This window comes from Nocardia sp. GTS18, from assembly GCF_013839555.1.
GTDB lineage: Bacteria > Actinomycetota > Actinomycetes > Mycobacteriales > Mycobacteriaceae > Nocardia > Nocardia rosealba.
Genome location: NZ_JACBIU010000016.1, coordinates 79,382 through 96,182, shown reverse-complemented (window position 1 = coordinate 96,182; position 16,801 = coordinate 79,382). Strand labels below are relative to the sequence as shown.

Below are 16,801 nucleotides of genomic sequence, written 5' to 3'. Positions count from 1 at the left end.
AGAGTTTGGTCGGGCGACTGCGCCAGTCGAGGAAGAGGCCGATGAGGTCGCCGCGGACCATGAGCTGGCCGAGGCGGACTACGTCGGTGGCTTGGTAGCCGTGGGGGAAGTCGGCCGCTACCAGGATGCGATGTTCTTTCGGGGGCGCGACTTCGCCTGCGTGGTAGGCGATTTCGGCCAGTTCGGCGGCATTGGCCAGTTCGGCCAGGCGCGGGGAGATGTCGAGGTGGTCGGTGATCACCGGGCCCGCGAGTAGCGGGGACAGGGGTGTGGCGAGGCTGCGGAGGCCACCGGTGAGGTCGATCAGGTCGATGCGGGTCGGCCGGTCGGGGATGGCGGCGACGAGGCGGGCCAGCAAGGCGCCGACCACGCGGGAGGCGGCGGCGCTGGACTCCGTGTCGACCCACAGCGGCCGGTTCAGTGGCACCGGAACGCAATACGGGACACGGAGGTCGCCTCGGTCGGGGGCGTAGAGCTCGCCGAGGCGGATGCCGTCGCTGGCGGCGGCGCGGGTGGTCCAGGCGGGCGCGAGCCAGGAGGCCAGGGCCGCGGGCATCACGGAATCGGCCTCGGCGATCTCGCGGGCGAGCATGTCGCTGTCGCGGCGGTGGTCGGTATCGGCGCGGCCGACCAGCTCGTCGTGGCGGCGTTGCGCGGCCTGACGGGCGGCCTCGGCGGCGGGGGTGTTGCGGGTGGCGGGATTCGACACCGCTTCCGACAGTTCCTGATCCAAGCGTTTGGCGGCGTAGTCGCGCGCCGAGATGAGTGCTGCGGCGGAGCGTGCGGCGTCCTCGAAGATCATCCACATGCGCTGTAGGCCGTGGTCGACTTCGAGGGGGATGCCGGGGGCAGGCGTCGGTTGGGCGAGCGATTCGGTCGAGGCAGCAGCATGGCCCGAAGCCGGTCCCGCCGACGCGCCTGCTCCATGAACCGGCGCCACCGGCACCGTCCCGTCCGGAACGTGACCGCCGTGCGCAGCACCGCCAGGCACACCGCCGAAGGCAGCACCGCCAGGTACGCCACCGTGGGCACTACCGCTGAACGAATCGCCCTGCGCGCCCGACCCGAAACCACCGGGCGCCGACGGCACGCCATTTACCGCGTTGTGCCCGAAAGCGGCGGCACCCGAAGCACTTTGGCCGGGAACGCCATGTGTGCTCAACAACTGAGCCACACCACCGGCATAACCCTGGCCGAGCGCACGCAACTTCCAGCCCGGACCCCGCCGATACACTTCGAGGCAGATCAGCGAACTCTCACCTGACGTCGGCGAGATGACGAATTCCGCTGCGGGAACGTCGTTCTCGGCGAACGATGCAGTCACCGGCCCGAGCACGTGCCCGGCGGCGACGAACAACAGCACCGCGTGCGCGTCCGAACGCACCTGGGACAGGGTCAGTTCCACCGAACCGCCACCGAACCGCACACCGGGAGCCGAGGGGCGCGACGCGCACACGTGATCGTGTTCGTCGCGCACCCGCAGGTCATCGCCGACCACGAGCGCGCCGAGTTCGACGGTGCCCGTGGTCTGCGCGGTGAAGCGCACGGAGTCGGCGGTCAGTGCGGTGTTCTGCCCTGCCTTCAGGTGAATCACGGTGTCTGCCTTGCTGTGTGGTGCGGAAGGTCAGTCGCGGCCGAGGAAACGGCCGAGCTGTGGGACGGCCTCGCCGGGATGCTTGGCCTGGAAACCCTCGCCGAGCGCCTGCATCTTCCAGTCACCACCGGAGCGGTACACCTTCGCCATCGCCATAGCGGTGAACGGCATGCCGCCCGCGAGGGTGTAGCGGGCGAGTTCGCCGTTGGTCGTGCCGTCGATCAGGCGGCAGAAGGCGTTCTGCACCTGCTCGAAGGTGTGCCCCTTGTAGGAGGTGACGATGAACAGCAGCGTGGAGATGTGGGCGGGGATGCGGGTGAGGTCGACGAGGATCATCTCGTCGTCGCCTTCGCCCTCACCGGTGAGGTTGTCACCCTGGTGGCGCACCGATCCGTCCTTGGACGAGAGCTGACCGTAGTAGGCCACGTCGACCAGGTTCTGGTCGGCGAACAGGCACACCGAGGCGTCGAGGTCGATGTCTACGGTGCGGTTGCCGAACATGCCTCGGGTGCGCACCGGGTCCCAGCCGAGACCCATCTTCACGAAGGTTAGCGCGGCGCCTTCCTTGCGCAGGGTGACCCGCTGCCCCTTCTGCAGGCTGACCGGCCGGTCCTTGCTCAGGCTGACCTCCCCGGTCGGCTGCGGCGGCGCGGCCGGCGAGGCGGCGGGCGGGTATCCCCCACCGGGCGGCGGCGGGTAACCACCCTGCTGCGGCGGCGGATAGCCACCGCCCGCGGGGGGCTGCTGCGGCGGCGCGGGCGGCGGGTATCCCCCACCGGGCGGCGCGTAGGCGGGCGCGGGCTGCTGATAGCTCGGCGCGGGCGGCGGCGCGGCCTGCTGGGGTGCGGCGGCGGGCTGGGCGGGCGAATCATCCACCTGCACACCGTGATCGGTGACCAGCGCGGCGAACCCGCCGGCGTACCCCTGACCGACGGCGCGCACCTTCCAGCCACCTTGACGGCGGTACAGCTCCAACGCGATCACGATCGACTCGGCGTTGAGGCCCTCGATGAGATACGAGTACAGCTGATTGCCCGCGGCGTCGGAGACGATCGCGGTCGGCGGGGCGAAACGACCGAAATTGCTCGTCGCGTCGTCGAGGGTGATGACCGCGCGGATCTGGTCGATCTCGGCGGGCACGGCGGACAGCGACACCGCGAGCGAGGCGGGCTGCCCGGCCGGACCGGGTCGCAGGTCCACACCCGGACCGCTCGGCTGGTTGTAGAACACGAAATCGGCGTCGGTGCGGACCTTGCCCTGCTCGGTGACGAGCAGCGCGGACAGATCGGCCGGTGCCGTGAGCTGGAGTGAGATCACCACGTCACTGACGGCCAATGGACCGTTCTGGCCTTTGGCGAGTGTTGCAGACAAGTTCGACCCTTCGCTTGTCGGTGCGGTCTTGTTGTCACTGTACGAGAAACCGGGCCCGGGCGTTCAGCCTCCCGATCGGTTAGGGTGACGTCGCTGTCGGAACGGGGCGTCGCACCCGCCTTACAAAGGGGCCAGGAATGGCGCAGTTGTTCGAACAATCGAAGAAAGTGATCGAGGCACATCTCGCGGGGACCAGTATCCGCGCGATCGCGGGCTCGATGGTTGCCTACGAGGGCAATGTGCAGTTCAAATCGGCGGGTTTCGGCGGCGGCGAGGGCGTGCTCAACGGTCTCAAGCGCCGCGCCACCGGCGAGAAGCTGTCGCTGATGGAGTGCACCGGCAACGGCCGGGTGTTCTTCGCGGTCAACGGCCAGAACGTCACCGTGGTGAACCTGAACAACGACACGTTGCAGGTCGAGTCGCAGCAGTTGCTGGCCTTCGCGGGCAATCTGCGCACCGATGTGCGGTTCGCCGGGGTCGGTGGGATGTCCTCGGGGAGTGGGCTTTTCACCACCACGGTCAGCGGTCAGGGCCAGGTGGCGCTGCTGTCGGCCGGTGGGCCGCTGATCCACCTCGAGGTGTCGCCGCAGTACCCGCTGATCGTCGACCCCGATGCGTTCGTCGCGGCGCGCGGCAATCTCAACCAGTCGTTCGTCACCGACGTCTCCTGGCGCACGATGGTCGGCCAGGACGCGGGCGAGGCGTTCTCGCTGCGGTGGGAAGGCCAGGGCGTTGTGCTGATCCAGCCCGCGGAACGGTAAGGGAAGCGACGATGTTCGAGAAGGTCAACAGCAAGGTCGTCAAGGTCGACGTCGCCCAGGCGGGCGGGGTGGTCGGGCGCACCGGCGCGATGCTGTTCTACACCGGCCAGGTGCAGTTCTCCCCGCACCAGATTCCCGGCGCGGGTGGCGGCATGGGCGGCGGTGGGCTAATTCGCATGGCGGGGGCCATGATGGCGGGCGAACACGAACGAACGATGCTGGCTCGTGGAAACGGTTCCGTCCATTACGGATTCGCCGGGCTCGAGGTGCACGTGGTGCAGATGCAGCCCGGTGCGGTGCTGCGAGTGGAGGCCTCGCGGCTGCTGGCGAACACCGCCGGGTTGCAGGCCTCGGTGGTGTCGGTGGCCAGTTCCGGTGGTGGTGGCGGTGGCGGCCTGATGGGTGCGCTGCGCGGGGCCGCCGCGGGTGTGGCGACCGGGCAGGGCATGTTCACCACGCAACTGAGCGGTCAGGGTTCGGCGGTGCTGCTGGCGCACGGCGGATTCTTGGAATTGCAAGTGGGCGGGCCGAATCCGGTGGTCGTCGACCCGCAGGCATTCGTCGCGGCGTACGGAAACGTGCAGACCGAATTGAAGGCGGCGATGAGCTGGCGCGACGCGGTGGGTCGCGGATCGGGCGAGGCGATGCAATTGCATTGCCACGGTCAGGGTGTCGTGTATGTGCAGGCCTCCGAAGAGAAGTTGTGAGTCATGAGCGAAATCCTCTCCCCCGCGAATCTCGGTGCCAGCGACAATATTCCGAACAACAGCTACGCCTATTGCATCGATCTGACCGGGCCGTGGTTCATGCGCAAGGGCGCCATGATCGCCTACTACGGCCAGATCAATTTCCAGCTGCTCACGCACGGTCTGCAGGGCCATCTCACCCAAATGGTGAGCAGCCAGTTCTCGGCGCCGCTGTTCGCCGGTGAGTACGTGGTGGCCGAGGGCCACGGCAAGCTCATCATCGGCGACCGGGGTTACGACATCAATTCCTACGATCTCGAGGACGGCAACCTCACGATCCGCGGCGCCAACCTGCTCGCGTTCGAACCGGGCCTGGCGCTGAAACAGTCGATCGTGCCCGGCTTCCTCACCCTCATCGGCACCGGCAAGTTCCTCGCCTCGTCCAACGGACCGGTGATGTTCGCCGAACCACCACTGCGGGTGGACCCCGAGGCGCTGGTCGGCTGGGCCGACTGCCCGTCCCCGAGCCACCACTACGACCAGGGCTGGATCACCGGTTTCCTGTCGGCGGGCGCGGCCGCGATGGGCGCCACCTCCGGCGAGGAACGCCAGTTCGACTTCACCGGCGCGGGCACCGTCCTCATCCAGTCCTCGGAGAAGGTGATGAGCGACAACGCCCTGGTCCGCACCATCGAGGGCCAGCTGCAGAGCGGAGTGAGCGTGGGCGGCCTGCAACGCATCCAGGCCGTCGTCACGCAGAAACTCGCCGGTCAGCAGCAGTACTAGACCGGATCCGCGACGGGCAGGGCGGCGTGGAACCAGTCGAGGATTTCCACGCCCGCCAGGATGCCTGCGGTGGTGGTGACGGTGAGGTTGGCGGCGGTGTAGGCGAGTTCTTCGAGTTCGCCGTGGCGGGGGCGGATGGCGGCGTCGGCGGATTCGAGCATTTTCGCGTCGAGGGCGCCGTCGCCCGCGGCGAACAGTCGCGCGCCGTCGGGTAATTCGCCGGATTCGGTGAGGCGGCGACGGACTTCGGCGACGGCGAGGCTCTTGCAGACCGCGTCGGGCATGGTGTAGATCTTGCGGCCCTGCTGGGAGGCCGACCAGCCGTTGGCGCGGCACCAGGTGTCCCATTCGGCGAGGAAGCCCACCGGGACCGCCTCGGGGCGGACGACCAGGTAGCAGAACAATTCGTCGGCCTCGCGATACTTGGTGACCCAGGAATCGCTGATCCGCGAACGTAACTCGGCGCCGACCGAAGCCAAGGTCGCGCCGGTGGCGTTGACCTGATCGTCGATGGACAACCGCCACGCCGGGTCGGGAATCCCGTCGACGAGGATATTGCCGCCGTTGCTCGTGATGGCGAAACGCCACGGCGCACCGGGTAATTCGATGCGCTGGAACTGTTCGATGGTGCGGGTGGTCGTCGGGACCACCGGCGCGTTCGCGGCCAGCTCGCGCAAACGGGCGATGGCGGTGGTGGTCATATAGGACAGAGGTTCGCCCTCGTAGTACTCGACGCATTCTTTCTCGACGCTGTCGGCGCCGTGGAAGGCGTTGCGCGAGAAGATCATCGTGCGATCCAGGTCGGTGGCGAACAGGGCGGTCACTGCGATAGCTCCTTGATCAGGCCCATGCAGGAGTAGGCCAGATCCGGCACCACCTCCACCGGGACATTGCGTGCGGCGGCGAGCAGGCGGATGTGGGCGTGCTCGGGTGCGTCGGCTTCCCGTACCAGCACCCGCCACGGTACGCGACGCAGCAGCACCCGGGTGGTCTCGCCGACGCCGGGCTTCACGTAATTCACTGTGCTGATGCCGTATTCGGCACGGACCTTCTCCACCGACGCCCACCCCGACCAGTCGGGTGTTCGATCGGAATCCCGCATCGCGGCGACGGCGGCGGGCACCTTGTCGCGAATGGATTCGAAGGCGGCGGTGACGGTGTCGATCAGTTTGTTCGACACGTCGTCGGCGGCCAGTTCGCGATAGAACTTGGCGCCGTGGAAGTCACGCGGGCCGATCAGCTTCTCGTTCAGGACCGTGCGTGAAACGAGGCCGGAGACAGTCGAATTCAGGCAGGCCGAGGCGATGAGGAAATCGTCACGGGTACCGAAGGTTCGCACGCAGTTGGCCGGGTCGGCCAGCACGACGAGTTCGTCGTCGAACCTGGCGCCGCCCGCCGCGTGATAGGCGTCCAGGGCGGCTGTGAGTTCGTGGGTGATGGCGCCCTTGCCGGTCCAGCCGTCGACGAACACGATCGTGGACGGATCATGGTGGTGAGCAAGGTAATCCAGGGCGACCGAGTCGATGCCGCGGTCGCGGACGATGGACACCGCGTAATGCGGTGCGTCGAGGGCCGGACGCCCGATCCCGCTCACGAGCCAGCGCCGCATCAGCACACCGATCGGTGTCCCGGCGCGCGCCAGCGACACCAGCACGATGTTCTCGCCACGTTCGGCGACGACAAGTTCGGCCACCGTCGCCACGGCAAGGGCGAGCCGCTCGGCGCTGTCGGCGAGCACCCGATCGAAGAGTTCGCGGTAGGCGGCGTCGGGCTGATACTCCACCGGCAGTGACTCGGCGTAATGAGCCTTGCCCGCCTGGATGCGCCGTTCCCGTTCGGCCACATCGGCTTCCAGGTCGACATCGGAGAGATCCTTGAGCAGCCACGACACGTCTTCGCGCGCGTAGGAGCCGAAATCCGGGCCGTGCAGTGGCGCCGGGAACGCCCGCGCCTCCACGGGCTCGTGATCTGGGGCCACCAGCTCGTCCCGGCCGGCGGCACTGCCCGGTGCGCCGTTCGTGGCCCGGATCAGCCCATCCCCTGCTTGCGTACCCTCGTCCGATACCTGCGCAGTGCGCGAGGAGTTCAGCACGCGAGGGTCGGCCCCCGGGACAACGGCGACCAGCACATCCGCGCCGGATGTCGTGAGTACATCCACCAATCCACCCGGTGCGACGAGTTCCGCGGTGTCGGCGGGTGGGTCGATGACGACCAGCAGAACTGGGTTCTCACCGTCCCACTGCGCGTTGTAGAGGTAGCGCTGTGCGATCGGGTCGGGTTCGGGGGCGGTGAAGCGGAAACCTCTGCGCAGGGGGTATCCGGGTTCGTCGAGGACGTAAGCCGGTGAGCGAGTGGTGGTTTGGAAGCGAGCGGGGATGCCCGCGTCGGCCAGTCCGGCAGCCAGGCGGACCGGCATGTACATGAGTTCCTCGTGGCCGAGCACGATCACCGGCCGTCCGGCGAACTCGGCGTCCAGCCGTGCGCGTACCTCGCCGACGACATCGTCGAGCGCGGCACCGAAAGCCGGGGCGTCGACGCGCAGGACACCATGGCGTCCGCCCTCGGGAACATCGTTCGGCCAGGTGAGTTCGAATCGGCTGTACGAACCGGGCTCAGCCGCTTCAGGATTGAGTCGCGGCTCGGGCAGCGCCGCGACCGCGTCGACCAGACCGTTGGGCAGATCGACCAGACCTGTTGCCAGACAGACGGTATCGATACGCGCACCGAGCTCGGCGGCGAACTTCTCGAACTTTTCCCGGTCGGCGGCGGTCCGCAGGTCGACCAGCGAGGCCAGGACATAGTGCGAACGCGGTGCGAACTCGTGCAGGGCCCGCACGGCATCGATAGCCGTATCGCCGGTGGAGATCTCGTCGTCGACGAGGACCAGCGGCAGATCGTTGGCGAAGATGTCGGCCGGTGCCGGTTGCAGCAGGTGCGAGGTGGCATGGGAATGCCCCTCCTCGAAACCGGTGAGCGTGGTGGCACGCGATTCGTGTCGACGGGTGGAATGCAGGTAGCACCCCGCGTCGAGGCGCGCGGCCACGCAGTGCCCGAGACCTGTTGCCGTTTCCGCGAATCCGAGGACCACTGCCTCCCGCCCGCCGAGCTTGTCGGCGACCAGGTCGGCCAGACGGTTGCCCGCCCCGATCACCACGTGCGGGTCGGTCGGCAGGTGTTTGCCGAGCACGGTCGAGACCAGCAGATGCGCGCGACGCGGATTCCGGCGCAGCCCCGGACGCACCAATTCACCGATCGACAGGTCGCGGGGCAGCGCATCCGATACGTCGGCGGAGAAAGCCTCCCCGTGGTGCAGGCGGATCCCGAGATGCCGGGTAGCCCAAGGCGTTTCGATCGTGCTCACCGCGGTCATTCGGCAACCATCGCTGTCAGCAGATCCACGAAGGACACTCCCTTGTTCGCCACCCCGAACGCACGAGCCCGGACCAGCGTCTGGCGGGCCCAACTGCGATGGGGGCGCATCTCGTTCATCTTGTTGCGGTACTCGGAGGCCGCCACCCCGCCGACATCGGCCTCCATGATGTGCAGCGCGTCGGCGTATTCCTCGTGCGTCACCACCGACAGCGCGTGCACGGCGGCCACGTGCGACGGGTGGATCACCGTTTTGCCCTGGATGCCGTTGGCGCGGTCGAGGGTGATCTCGCGCAGCAACCCGTCGAGGTCGCGGCTCACCAGGTACTGACGGAACGGCACCGCGTCGGATTCCTCGAACGGGGCGGTGCGCAGCAGCGGGCGGAACATGCGTTCGTGGTCGGCGAAGTACTCCCACACCGGGCCGGTGATGATGAACCCGGTGCCGTCGGCGCGGCCGAGGTAGTTGACGATGTCGGCGATCACGTCGGCGATCACCCGCACGTCGTAGATGGTGAGATCGCGGTCGCGGCGGATACCGAAGGTCGAGCACATGTCGGTGGCGCCGATGCGCACCGCGAGCAACCGGTCCCGATGCTCGGCGAGCAGCTCGGCGATGCGCGAGAGCTGTTCGTCGCGGGTCTGGCGATGCACGAGGTTCGCCGATTCCAGCACCGGCATGCCGTAGACGGGGCGGCCGAGGCGGTCACCGGCCGCGTCGAGCGCGGCCAGGTAGGCGGGCCCGGTGACGGCGTCGAACTTGGGGAAGACGAAACCGGTGAGCATGTCGGCGCCCGGGCCGAGCCGGTCGGCCAATTCGGTGACAGTCTGCACGTCCCGCACCCGGACGAACAGCATCGGCACCGGGTCGGCGACACCGGCGAGCAGGTCGAGGGTGGCGACCGCGTGTTCCTTCGCGGCGTCGACCTGATGGTCGGCCACGGCGTCCTCGAGGTCGATCACCATCGAGCACACCCCGCGCGCGGCGCGACGCAGGATGGTCGCGGCCAGATCGGGACGGGTCGCGGGCACGTACAAGGTGGCGCCGAGAGCGGTGGCGAGCAGTTCGCGGTCGGCGGTTCCCGGAATCGGTTCCGGTTCCACCAGGAACAACTCACGGCTGCGCGGGCCCTGCAAATTGTGGAAGTGGCGCAGCGGCACCTGCTTTCGCAGGTTCACCTCCGGTGCGATGGCGTAGCCTGCGGTCATTCCCCCCACCTCATTCGTCGACCCGTGTCATGTCGTGTGCGGTCCTAAGTGCTGTCGGTTCCTACGGTTTTTCGCATGCGATCGACCACTCCGGCGATGAACTCCGCGACGGTTCGCAGTTCAGAAACATACGCCCAATAGTCTGGATGACGACCGGTCAGTCCGGCCGTCATGCGATCGAGGCGTTCGGCTTGCGCGTCGAGCACCGAACCCCACTCGCCGACCAGCCCTCGATCGACGGCGAGCATCTGCGCGTCCCGCAGCCGGAATCGTACGGTGCGCAGCTGCGCTTCGGGGTCCGCACGCACCTGGCGCAACAGTTCGAGCCGCCGGGTGACGGCGTCGACGAGCTGTTCGGACTCGGCGAGGTGTTCGCGCGCGGTCGCTGTCAGGTCAAGGGCGGTCTCCGGGTCGCGGTCGGCAGCCGCGACACGCGCGCGTACCAGCGCCGCGTCCGCGGCCTCGATACCGCGCCGGCTTTCGCGTTCATTGTTGGTCAGATCCGCCGAACTCGCAGCGTTGAATTCGCGCAGCAATGCCGAGTACGCGGGGCCGAGCGCGTCGGCGCGGTTGCGCACGGCCGCCAGCCGGGTGGTCACCGAGGCGATCGCGTTGGTCGCGGCATTGGCCCGAGATGGTGCCTGCACCAACGCTTCCCGCAATTCCACGCACGCCTGGCGCACCTCCGTCGCGACCTCCCGCGCGGCCGCCACAGCAGTACCCGGATCGACACCCGCCGCTGTGACCAGTGCCTCACTCAATTTCCGCACGCCGGCGGTCACCGAGGGGTAGGAGGCGTACTCCGACGACTCGGCCGCGGCGAGCTCCTGCTCGGCCTCGCCCCGCACCTGCGCCAGCAACTGCGGCACCGAGGCCCGCACGCTCACCGCGTGCTCGAGTCCGGCCCGGTGCGCGTGATAGAACTCGTCGACCCCGCGCGCGGCGTCGGCGAGTTCGCGGACCAGCGCGTCGGCCCTGGCCGGGCCGTCGGCGATGGCGGTCCCCGCGGCCTCGGCGCTGTCGAGTTCGTCGGTGAAACTCAGATAGGCGCCCGACGCGGCATAGCACCGCGCACGCACCGGTTCCCATACCGCGCCGATGTGACGCTCGGGGAACACCTGCTCGCTCGCCGCCACACCCGCCTCCGCTGCCGTCTGCCTGCGATCCATATCGAGGAAGGCGGCGGCCGTCGCGGCCCGCGCCCCACTGATCCAGGCATTGTCCGGCCCCGACCTGAACCATCCGCGTCTGCGAGGTGTCACCGGCGTATCCCCTTTCCGAACCACGCAGCGGTCACCCGCCCGCTGACCCGATCGTAGGAGATTCCCCATCGCTACCAGGGCTCTCGGCTGTTCCTACGCAAGTTCGCCGAAACCTATTACTGTCGTAGCGGTACCCGGCGATTCGGACATGCTGGGAAACGACACACCGGACTAACCGAAGGGATTCCCGCATGGGTGTCAGTCTGTCCAAGGGCGGCAATGTCTCGCTGACCAAAGAGGCCCCGAACCTGACCGCGGTCGCGGTCGGCCTCGGCTGGGACGTGCGCACCACCACCGGCACCGACTTCGACCTCGACGCCAGCGCCATCGCGACCGGCGCCGACAAGAAGGTCGTGTCCGACAAGCACTTCGTGTTCTTCAACAACCTGAAGTCCCCCGAAGGCGCGATCGAGCACGCCGGCGACAACACCACCGGTGAGGGCGAGGGCGACGACGAGGTCATCAACGTCGACCTGGCCAACACCCCGCCGACCATCGAGAGCATCTTCTTCCCGGTCTCGATCTACGACGCGGAGACCCGTCAGCAGTCGTTCGGCCAGGTGCGCAACGCCTACATCCGCGTTGTCGACCGCGCCAACGGCACCGAGCTCGCCCGCTACGACCTGTCCGAGGACGCTTCCACCGAGACGGCTATGGTCTTCGGTGAGCTGTACCGTAACGGTGCCGAATGGAAGTTCCGCGCCATCGGTCAGGGCTACGCCTCCGGTCTGGCCGGTATCGCCCGCGACTACGGCGTCAACGTCTAGTCACCATCATGAGCAGGGGGCTCGATTTCCGGGGCCCCCTGTTCGTGTGACACAGAAAGGTCCCTCCGCGTGATAACGCGCATCTTCGGCCTGTCCATCGTCATCACGGTGCTCTCGCTGGTCGTGGCCTACCTCTACGGTGGTCTGACCGCCCTCGCACTGTGTGCGATCCTCGGCATCCTCGAGGTGTCGCTGTCGTTCGACAACGCCGTCATCAACGCCACCGTGCTGGAACGGATGAGCGAATTCTGGCAGCGGATCTTCCTGACCGTCGGCATCCTCATCGCCGTGTTCGGTATGCGTCTGGTGTTCCCGCTCGCCATCGTGTGGGCCACCGCCGGACTGAACCCGGTCGAGGCCTTCGACCTGGCGCTGAACCCGCCGGCCAACGATGCCCTCGAGTTCCCCGACGGCAGCCCCAGCTACGAGAAGCTGCTCACCGACGCGCATCCGCAGATCGCGGCCTTCGGTGGCATGTTCCTCGCACTGCTGTTCCTGAACTTCATCTTCGAAGAGCGCGAGATCACCTGGCTGAGCTGGCTGGAGAAGCCGCTGGCGAAGGCGGGCAAGCTCGACATGCTCTCCGTCGTCGTCGCGGGCACCGGCCTGGTGCTGGTCGCGGAGTTCCTCGCCGCCGACGACAAGCGTTCGACCGTGCTCATCGCCGGCCTGCTCGGCATGATCACCTACATCCTCGTCGACGGTCTCGGCTCGATGTTCCACACCGAGGAGCTCGAGGAAGGCCCGCAGGGCGGCCCGTCCACGCTGGTCAAGGCCACCGGTAAGGCCGCGTTCTTCCTGTTCCTCTACCTCGAGGTGCTCGATGCCTCGTTCTCGTTCGACGGTGTGATCGGCGCGTTCGCCATCACCTCCGACCCGATCATCATCGCGCTGGGCCTCGGCCTGATCGGCGCGATGTTCGTCCGGTCGATCACGGTGTACCTGGTCCGCCAGGGCACGCTGGCGGACTACGTGTACCTCGAGCACGGCGCCCACTGGGCGATCGGCGCGCTGGCCACGATCCTGCTGGTCTCGATCGGCGTGCACGTCGACGAGCTCATCACCGGCCTGATCGGTGTGGCGTTCATCGGCGCGGCGCTGATCAGCTCGATCATCCGCAACCGCAAGGCGGAGCCGGACGCGATCGAAGACAGCAAGGAACCCGCGTCGGTCTAGATGTGGTGACCTGCGGCGGCGGATCCTCGACGGATCCGCCGCCGTTGTCGTTTCTCAGGCCGGTTGCAGTTCGCGCCGGAGCTGTCCGGCGACGCGCTGGTCGGTGCGGCGTGGGCCAGCCCGCAGGAACACGAAGAACAGGATGATGAGCAGGGCGATACGTGTCCAGACACCGAACTGGACGATGCCTTCCATGAGGTGCACGTTCTTCCCCTCACCCATCGCCGCGAAGTAGCGGAAGACGCCGACGCCGACCGCGATGTCGGCGATCAGGTAGCCCGCGACGAGTGTCCACGGCACCTCGAGCAGCACGAGGAACGGAATTATCCACAGGGTGTATTGGGGTGAGTGCACCTTGTGGAAAAGCAGGAAACCGGCGAGCATCGCGCCGCTCACGCCCACCCAGGGGAACGCCGAGGCCGGGGTCCAGCGCCGGTAACCGAGCCACAGGGCAAGGGCGAACGACGCGAAGATCAGCAGCGGTGAGACCACCGAGACCATGGTGTGCCAGCTCTGCGAGGTGTCGGCGGTCCGGCCGAACAACGCCTGATGACCCCAGTACCAGATCGAATTGGTCGTGATGTCGGCCTGACGCATCTGCTGGAAGGTGATCGAGGCCCGCCACCCTTCCACCCCCGCGACCACGAACGGCAGATTCACCGCGACCACCGTCGCCATCGCCGCGAGCAATGTCTGCGACGCGCCTGCCACATCGAGTTCGCGCAACCGGCGCCCGTCGCGCGGCGCACCCTCGGTGAGGACATAGAAAGCCAAGGGCAGCACGAAGATTCCGGGATAGATCTTGAGGCAGAAACCGAGCGCGAGCAGTACCCCGGCGATGATTCCCCTTGTCCGCACGGACAGACCGGTCAGCATCGTCATCACATAGACCGCCGCCACCGCCGTGCACACCACCGGCAGTTCCCAGTTGTGGAAGGCGTAGAGCACCAGCGGCGGACCGATCGCCCACAACAGCGCGGCCGGACCTGCCATTCGCGCCAGCATCCAGGCGGTGAGCAGGGCGAACGGGGTGAGCAGCAGCGCCGAATGCCACAGGAAGTCGGCGTCGTTGGTCGCGCCGATCGCGCCCGCCCACATCAGCAGGCCGCTCAGCACGGGGTATTCGACGGCGCCGCCGGTGAGCGCGCCGTCGTCGGTGATGGCACCGTCGACGTACGGGAAAACGTGATTGTCGATATCGCGGCCAAGCCAGAGGAACTGGATATCCGAATAACAGACAGCGGTGTCCTTGCGCTCCTCGAAGACCAGGCTGCGGCCCGATTCGTCGATCGCGCCGCCCGCGCACCGGGCCTTGTTCGCATACGCCAGGGCGAGGGTGAGCCCGCACAACAGCACGATCAGGAAGGTCAGCGCCGTGGCTGTCGCCGCACGGCGTGCCGAATGCTGCTGCGGTACGGCCGTGGTCATGTCGACCACATTAAGCGGAACCGGCGCCGGAGCCCGGCGATCACCCGCCGCGCCGACCGGTTTCGATTCCACTCAGCGGCTCATGTAGCCTTGTCGGGTTGCTGACGCAACGAACCCTCCTGCCACGGAAAGTCCGTGGCCGTTTACCAGTCCACAGGAGGTGATTGGTCCGTGCGTCAATATGAAGTGATGGTCATCCTCGACCCCAGCCTGGACGAGCGCATCGTCGGGCAGTCCCTGGATACTCTGTTCTCGGTCGTGAAGACCGAGGGCGGCAAGCTCGACAAGGTCGACATCTGGGGCCGCCGCCGGCTCGCCTACGAAATCGCCAAGCAGGCCGAAGGCATCTACGCGATCGTCAACCTGACCGCGACCCCGGCCACCGTGAGCGAGCTCGACCGCCAGCTGGGCCTGAACGAGACGGTGCTGCGCACCAAGGTTCTGCGCAACGACAAGTAGTTCACATCTTTTGTGTCGGAGCCTGGCTTTAGGCTCAGCGCAAATCCCGAGATGTGGACTGCACCCCGAGCAGGAGGAACCCCATGGCAGGCGACACGGTCATCACCGTCATCGGAAACTTGACGGCAGACCCCGAGCTTCGTTTCACGCCCGCGGGCGCAGCGGTGGCTAATTTCACCGTCGCTTCGACTCCCCGTGTGTTCGATCGCAATTCGAACGAATGGAAAGACGGCGAGGCACTGTTTCTGCGCTGCAACATCTGGCGCGAAGCAGCGGAGAACGTCGCCGAAAGCCTGACCCGAGGCGCTCGCGTGATCGTGAGCGGACGGCTCAAGCAGCGCTCCTACGAAACCCGCGAGGGTGAGAAGCGCACGGTCGTCGAGCTCGAGGTCGACGAGGTCGGCCCGTCGCTGCGGTACGCGACCGCGAAGGTCTCCAAGGCCGGTCGTGGTGGCGGAGGCGGTGGCTTCGGTGGTGGTTCCGGTAATGCCGGTGGTGGTGCAAGCGCAGGCGGCTACAACGCCAACAGTGGCGGCGGACGCCCGGCAGGTAATGCCGGCGACGACGACCCGTGGGGTAGCGCGCCCGCGGCCGGCTCCTTCGGGGGCGGCGGCCGCATGGATGACGAACCGCCGTTCTGATCGAACGGCACTCATAGTACGGAGAGAAAACCATGCCTAAAGCGCCCGCGCGCGAAAAGGTACTGAAGAAGAAGGCCTGCGCTTTCTGCAAGGAAAGCAAGTCCGGAATCGTCAATATCGATTACAAGGACACCACGCTGCTGCGTAAGTACGTCAGCGATCGCGGCAAGATCCGCGCCCGCCGCGTCACCGGCAACTGCGTGCAGCACCAGCGTGACATCGCCGTTGCCGTCAAGAACTCGCGTGAGGTGGCTCTGCTGCCTTACGTGTCGACTGCTCGCTGAGAAAGGGAGTCGGACAGATGAAGCTCATCCTCACTGCTGATGTCGACAATCTCGGCGCCCCCGGCGACCTTGTCGAGGTCAAGGACGGCTACGGCCGCAACTTCCTGCTGCCCCGCGGTCTGGCCATCCAGGCCACCCGTGGCGCCCAGAAGCAGGTCGACGGCATCCGCCGCGCCCAGGACGCCCGCAAGGTGCGCGACCTGGATCACGCCAACGAGCTGAAGCAGGCTATCGAGGGCCTGACCGGTGTCTCGCTGGCCGTGAAGACCGCCGACAGCGGCAAGCTGTTCGGTTCGGTCACCACCGCCGACGTGGCTTCGGCCATCAAGGCCGCCGGTGGCCCCGTGGTCGACAAGCGCAGCATCGAGCTGCCGAAGTCGCACATCAAGGCGACCGGCAAGCACGGCATCGCGGTGCACCTGCACCCCGATGTGGTTGCCAAGTTCGACCTCGAGGTCGCTGCGAACTAGTTTCGCCGGAAACCACCCCCGTGTTGTCACGGGGGTGGTTTCTGCTGCCCTTGTCGAGAGATCTTCTCCGATAGCTGGCGAGTAGCCGGGATTCGGGTTCATCGTGGTCGGGTAACCCGGCCCACAGTCGGCAACTGCCTGACCTCCTGTTATTCAGCCTGTGGATTACCGAGGAAACCGACCGGCAGAATTGTGACTCCGGTCATAACGTGAACGCCCGCTGTTTACCCAACACGCCCGGTTGTTCACGTTGGACGACACGCCGCAACTTCTTTAATCCACAGGGCCGGAGTCTGGTAAAGGGCGATCTATCAGGGCGTTCTACCGCACTGACCTGGGTTTTCCCCACGTTTTCCACAGGGGCTGCACAACAACAGGTGAACTACCCCCAAGTTATCCACAGTTGTGTGCACATGTCGGTTTGGCGTGGCTCGAAAACGTCGCCTAGGTTCATCGCATCGCCTCGCACGTGACCCCGGGAATCGTGCAGGGAACCGATTGCTGGCACTCGTGTCGGTGCCCGGGAGTACAACGAGTA

General features: G+C 67.0%; 16 protein-coding genes. 9 read left to right on the top strand and 7 right to left on the bottom strand.

Going from position 1 to position 16,801, the window contains the following annotated elements:
• The coding region (locus HYG95_RS24880) for a TerD family protein (protein ID WP_370465807.1) at positions 1-1,594 on the bottom strand (1,594 nt) is incomplete at its 3' end.
• 30 nt (positions 1,595-1,624) lie between these two features.
• Positions 1,625-2,965: a TerD family protein gene (locus HYG95_RS15345; protein ID WP_181698605.1), complete on the bottom strand. Its 1,341-nt coding sequence runs from the start codon at positions 2,963-2,965 to the stop codon at positions 1,625-1,627.
• A 137-nt stretch (positions 2,966-3,102) separates the two neighbouring features.
• On the opposite strand from HYG95_RS15345, the gene HYG95_RS15340 reads away from it, so the two are divergent.
• From HYG95_RS15340 to HYG95_RS15330, 3 genes are read left to right on the top strand one after another with little or no spacing between them, the layout of a single operon-like run.
• Positions 3,103-3,726 (top strand): AIM24 family protein, encoded by a 624-nt coding sequence (locus tag HYG95_RS15340; protein WP_181698604.1) that lies wholly within the window; start codon positions 3,103-3,105, stop codon positions 3,724-3,726.
• 11 nt (positions 3,727-3,737) lie between these two features.
• Positions 3,738-4,433 (top strand): AIM24 family protein, encoded by a 696-nt coding sequence (locus tag HYG95_RS15335; protein WP_181698603.1) that lies wholly within the window; start codon positions 3,738-3,740, stop codon positions 4,431-4,433.
• A 3-nt stretch (positions 4,434-4,436) separates the two neighbouring features.
• Complete coding sequence (locus HYG95_RS15330) at positions 4,437-5,198, top strand: AIM24 family protein (RefSeq protein ID WP_181698602.1); 762 nt, start codon at positions 4,437-4,439, stop codon at positions 5,196-5,198.
• Here HYG95_RS15330 and HYG95_RS15325 read toward each other — a convergent pair.
• From HYG95_RS15325 to HYG95_RS15310, 4 genes are read right to left on the bottom strand one after another with little or no spacing between them, the layout of a single operon-like run.
• Positions 5,195-5,986, bottom strand: coding sequence for an HAD family hydrolase (locus tag HYG95_RS15325; RefSeq protein WP_220139473.1), 792 nt, complete (start codon positions 5,984-5,986; stop codon positions 5,195-5,197). The two genes, HYG95_RS15330 and HYG95_RS15325, sit on opposite strands and share 4 nt — an antisense overlap.
• A gap of 32 nt (positions 5,987-6,018) precedes the next feature.
• On the bottom strand, positions 6,019-8,568 hold the full coding sequence (locus HYG95_RS15320) for a phosphoribosyltransferase (RefSeq protein ID WP_181698601.1): 2,550 nt from the start codon (positions 8,566-8,568) through the stop codon (positions 6,019-6,021).
• The gene (locus tag HYG95_RS15315) at positions 8,565-9,776 is read right to left on the bottom strand and encodes an HpcH/HpaI aldolase/citrate lyase family protein (RefSeq protein WP_181698600.1); all 1,212 of its coding nucleotides are present in this window, start codon (positions 9,774-9,776) and stop codon (positions 8,565-8,567) included. Before HYG95_RS15315 ends, HYG95_RS15320 begins: the two co-directional genes overlap by 4 nt.
• A 44-nt stretch (positions 9,777-9,820) precedes the next feature.
• A complete protein-coding gene (locus HYG95_RS15310) occupies positions 9,821-11,038 on the bottom strand; it encodes a hypothetical protein (RefSeq protein WP_370465806.1) in 1,218 nt (405 codons plus the stop codon).
• Positions 11,039-11,229: 191 nt separating this feature from the next.
• Between HYG95_RS15310 and HYG95_RS15305 the strand changes: the two genes are divergently transcribed.
• Together HYG95_RS15305 and HYG95_RS15300 are read left to right on the top strand one after the other, a co-directional pair.
• Positions 11,230-11,805 carry a TerD family protein gene (locus HYG95_RS15305; protein ID WP_067497229.1) on the top strand — a complete coding sequence of 192 codons (576 nt, stop codon included), beginning with the start codon at positions 11,230-11,232 and terminating at the stop codon, positions 11,803-11,805.
• 69 nt (positions 11,806-11,874) lie between these two features.
• Positions 11,875-12,981: a DUF475 domain-containing protein gene (locus tag HYG95_RS15300; RefSeq protein ID WP_181698599.1), complete on the top strand. Its 1,107-nt coding sequence runs from the start codon at positions 11,875-11,877 to the stop codon at positions 12,979-12,981.
• A gap of 54 nt (positions 12,982-13,035) precedes the next feature.
• On the opposite strand, the gene HYG95_RS15295 is transcribed toward HYG95_RS15300, so the two are convergent.
• On the bottom strand, positions 13,036-14,409 hold the full coding sequence (locus HYG95_RS15295; protein WP_181698598.1) for a glycosyltransferase family 87 protein: 1,374 nt from the start codon (positions 14,407-14,409) through the stop codon (positions 13,036-13,038).
• Between the two features lie 171 nt (positions 14,410-14,580).
• Here HYG95_RS15295 and rpsF point away from each other — a divergent pair, with 171 nt between their 5' ends.
• The 4 genes from rpsF to rplI all read left to right on the top strand — a co-directional run bounded on the left by rpsF (position 14,581) and on the right by rplI (position 16,263).
• Positions 14,581-14,868 (top strand): 30S ribosomal protein S6, encoded by a 288-nt coding sequence (gene rpsF, locus HYG95_RS15290; protein WP_181698616.1) that lies wholly within the window; start codon positions 14,581-14,583, stop codon positions 14,866-14,868.
• Between the two features lie 83 nt (positions 14,869-14,951).
• Positions 14,952-15,509: a single-stranded DNA-binding protein gene (locus HYG95_RS15285; protein ID WP_067497236.1), complete on the top strand. Its 558-nt coding sequence runs from the start codon at positions 14,952-14,954 to the stop codon at positions 15,507-15,509.
• A 32-nt stretch (positions 15,510-15,541) separates the two neighbouring features.
• Entirely contained in the window at positions 15,542-15,793 is a 252-nt protein-coding gene (gene rpsR / locus HYG95_RS15280; protein WP_067497238.1) for a 30S ribosomal protein S18, read from the top strand.
• A gap of 17 nt (positions 15,794-15,810) precedes the next feature.
• On the top strand, positions 15,811-16,263 hold the full coding sequence (gene rplI, locus HYG95_RS15275; RefSeq protein WP_181698597.1) for a 50S ribosomal protein L9: 453 nt from the start codon (positions 15,811-15,813) through the stop codon (positions 16,261-16,263).
• Positions 16,264-16,801: the final 538 nt, after the last annotated feature.